This is a genomic window from Geminocystis sp. CENA526 (genome assembly GCF_050753365.1).
Classification (GTDB): Bacteria; Cyanobacteriota; Cyanobacteriia; order Cyanobacteriales; family Cyanobacteriaceae; genus Geminocystis.
Genome location: NZ_JBLZFY010000193.1, coordinates 1 through 3,671, shown reverse-complemented (window position 1 = coordinate 3,671; position 3,671 = coordinate 1). Strand labels below are relative to the sequence as shown.

Below are 3,671 nucleotides of genomic sequence, written 5' to 3'. Positions count from 1 at the left end.
TTTAGCATTATAAATGAGTAATTTTAAAAAGAATTAAGTAAATTTTTGTTAACTGTTGTTAGCCCCCCACCAATTAAGGCAGGGGGCTTATTTTTTAACAACGATTCCAGACTAGAATATTAGTCAAGATCGGGCATTGCTAAAGTAGGCTCATTTTCACGATCGATCCCTTTCTCGAAACCACCAGCAGCCGCACGAGCTCGTCCAGCGTGCCATAAGTGACCAACTAAGAAGAAGAAACCTAAAGTGAAGTGAGAAGTTGCCAACCATGCACGAGGAGATACATAGTTGAAAGCGTTTACGTCAGTAATAACACCACCTACAGAGTTCAAAGAACCTAAAGGAGCGTGAGTCATATACTCAGCCGCACGACGTACCTGCCAAGGCTGAATATCGTTTCTGATTTTATCTAAATCTAAACCGTTAGGACCACGAAGAGGTTCTAACCAAGGACCACGGAAATCCCAGAAGCGCATGGTTTCACCACCGAAGATGATTTCCCCAGTAGGAGAGCGCATTAAGTATTTACCTAAACCAGTAGGACCTTGAGCAGAACCAACGTTCGCACCTAATCTTTGGTCACGGATTAAGTAAGTTAAGGCTTGAGCTTGAGACGCTTCAGCACCAGTAGGACCATAAAATTCACTAGGATAAGCGGTATTGTTGTACCATACCATAGTAGAAGCAATGAATCCCATTAAAGATAAAGCACCTAAACTGTAAGAAAGATAAGCCTCACCAGACCAGATGAAAGCACGACGTACCCAACCGAAAGGCTTGGTTAAGATGTGCCAAATACCACCAAAGATACAGATTAAGCCAACCCAAATGTGACCACCGATGATGTCTTCCATGTTGTTAACACTAACAATCCAACCTTCACCACCGAAAGGAGCTTTGATTAAATAACCAAAGATTACCGCAGGGTTAAGAGTAGGGTTAGTAATTACACGAACGTCACCACCACCGGGCGCCCAAGTATCATAAACACCGCCAAAGAACATGGCTTTGAATACGAGTAATAAAGCACCCACACCTAAAAGAATTAAGTGATAACCAATAATATTGGTCATTTGGTTTTTGTCTTTCCAGTCATAGCCAAAGAAACTAGAATATTCTTCTAAAGTTTCAGGACCTCTTAAAGCATGATAAAGACCGCCTAAGCCCAATACTGCGGAGGAGATAAGATGAAGTACACCAACCACAAAGAAGGGGAATACATCAGTTACTTCACCACCTGCACCTACACCCCAGCCCAAAGTAGCAACGTGAGGTAATAAGATAAAGCCTTGCTCATACATAGGCTTTTCAGGGATAAAGTGAGCAGTTTCAAATAAAGTCATTGCACCTGCCCAGAATACAATTAGACCTGCGTGAGCAACGTGAGCACCTAATAATTTACCAGAAAGGTTAATAAGTCTAGCATTACCAGACCACCATGCAAAACCGGTAGATTCTAGGTCACGTCCACCCATAGAATTAGAGAGCGTTACCACGTGGAAGTACCTCCTCAGGGAATTCAAATTTTTCGTGGGGTTGATCTTGGGGCGCCATCCATGCGCGCAACCCTTCGTTTAATAAGATGTTTTTAGTATAAAATGTTTCAAATTCTGGATCTTCAGCCGCTCTTAACTCTTGAGATACGAAGTCGTAAGCACGGAGGTTGAAGGCTAAACCTACAATTCCGATCGAACTCATCCATAAACCAGTCACGGGTACAAACAACATGAAGAAGTGTAACCAACGTTTGTTAGAAAAAGCGATACCGAAAATCTGAGACCAGAAACGGTTAGCTGTCACCATAGAGTAGGTTTCTTCAGCTTGGGTAGGTTCAAACGCACGGAAAGTGTTAGCTTGTTCACCATCTTGGAATAAGGTATTTTCTACGGTTGCACCATGAATAGCACAAAGTAAAGCACCCCCTAAAATCCCTGCAACACCCATCATGTGGAAGGGGTTGAGAGTCCAGTTATGGAAACCTTGTAAGAACAAAATAAAGCGGAAGATTCCCGCAACTCCGAAAGAAGGAGCAAAGAACCAACTAGATTGTCCTAAAGGATACATTAAGAAAACACTAACAAATACAGCGATGGGACCAGAGAAAGCGATAGCGTTGTAAGGACGAATACCTACAAGACGAGCAATCTCAAACTGACGTAACATGAAGCCAATTAAAGCAAAAGCTCCGTGTAATGCTACGAAAGGCCATAAACCACCGATTTGAAACCAGCGAGTTAAACTACCTTGAGCTTCAGGACCCCATAAGAATAACAGGGAATGTCCAAAAACATCTGCAGGAGAAGATACAGCAACGGTTAAGAAGTTAGCTCCCTCTAAGTAGGAACTGGCTAAACCGTGAGTGTACCAAGAAGTAACGAAGGTAGTACCTGTTAACCATCCACCCAATGCAAGATAAGCACAAGGGAATAAAAGGATACCAGACCAACCTACGAATACAAATCGGTCTCTTTTAAGCCAGTCATCAAGGGCATCAAACCACCCTCTTTCCGGCGCTCTGCCGACTGCAATGGTCATAATCTTTCTTTTTTTAACTTGTCAAGTTTTACTTTTTTTTGTCTCTATATATTATCGGAGACGATGTTGCTACTCAGCAAGAGTACTGATCAGCAATTTACTTTTCTTAATATAGCATGAGTTAGGAATGATCTAACCTTGTTTTTAGATACTCGATCGGTATGCTTAAAAACCTGCTCTTTCTATTTTTAACAAATATTTTAACAAATTGTCACAATTTTCTCAGAATTTTTAAAATACAACTTGTCAAGTACCTTGTAGTGTTGGTGGAGATTGGTTCGATCGATGTACAATAATTCTAAAATTAGCGTTTCAGCTTATCACCTTGCCTCATATTCACTATTAAATTCTTTGATCTGATTTAAACTATATTCAGGCTCATCATCATCATAAGCATTATTTAACCTTCAAATGCTAAATTATTCTAATCATTTTCTTCTATTTTTTGATCATTAATTAGAATAGCCAACAATGTTCATTTTATCGTGTTTTATTGATTCAATGATAATGTGAATTGTACTGGTTTAGCGTGGTTAAATCCAACTTGAGCATCAAGTTTCTAAAAATAAACTGGGATTAACATTAAAAAAATCTGCAAGAATCTTAGCTTTATCTGTGGTAATTTCTAATTGATCATCAAAAATTTCCCAAGAGATTCCCTGTTTACTTAAAATCTTAAATAAATCAATTTTTTCTAAACCTCTTGCTTCCATTAAATGCAAAATTCTTGAATGGGGAGTAGAAAGATTTAAGGGATAGATTTTTTCTTCAAAATCTTCTATAAGTTTCACAAGTAATGCTAAAAGCATATCTTCTTCAGGTGTTGAGATAGGGTGAGACATCAATTCCTCAACTATGATCAGATATTTTTGATTTTGTTCTTCATTTGTTATAATCTGAGGCTGATATTTACAAAGTAAATCGTTATAAACCTCTGAGTTAAAAGTAAGGGTCTTTTTTCCAATAGTTTTTGTCATATTCTGCATGAGTTAAAACATATTTAATATAAATGATCTGTTTAGCTTAAACGGCGAGAAGCCCCACACTTTGTTTTCGAGTAAAAAAAATAATTAAAACAAGTGTGGGATGAATCGCCAGTGACGTGATAAAATAACTATAGGTTAACCACCTCAACC

The 3,671-nt window shown here is 38.8% G+C and carries 3 protein-coding genes and 1 pseudogene; all 4 read right to left on the bottom strand.

Going from position 1 to position 3,671, the window contains the following annotated elements; translation table 11 throughout:
* Positions 1-119: 119 nt before the first annotated feature.
* The gene (gene psbC, locus ACN4EE_RS22375) at positions 120-1,496 is read right to left on the bottom strand and encodes a photosystem II reaction center protein CP43 (protein WP_431708729.1); all 1,377 of its coding nucleotides are present in this window, start codon (positions 1,494-1,496) and stop codon (positions 120-122) included.
* Positions 1,480-2,535 carry a photosystem II D2 protein (photosystem q(a) protein) gene (gene psbD / locus ACN4EE_RS22370; protein ID WP_431706452.1) on the bottom strand — a complete coding sequence of 352 codons (1,056 nt, stop codon included), beginning with the start codon at positions 2,533-2,535 and terminating at the stop codon, positions 1,480-1,482. Before psbD ends, psbC begins: the two co-directional genes overlap by 17 nt.
* A gap of 551 nt (positions 2,536-3,086) precedes the next feature.
* Positions 3,087-3,512: a helix-turn-helix domain-containing protein gene (locus tag ACN4EE_RS22365; protein WP_431708728.1), complete on the bottom strand. Its 426-nt coding sequence runs from the start codon at positions 3,510-3,512 to the stop codon at positions 3,087-3,089.
* Positions 3,475-3,555: pseudogene (locus ACN4EE_RS22360) on the bottom strand (type II toxin-antitoxin system HigB family toxin); the annotation flags it as partial. The gene ACN4EE_RS22365 and the pseudogene ACN4EE_RS22360, both read right to left, overlap by 38 nt.
* Positions 3,556-3,671 lie beyond the last annotated feature (116 nt).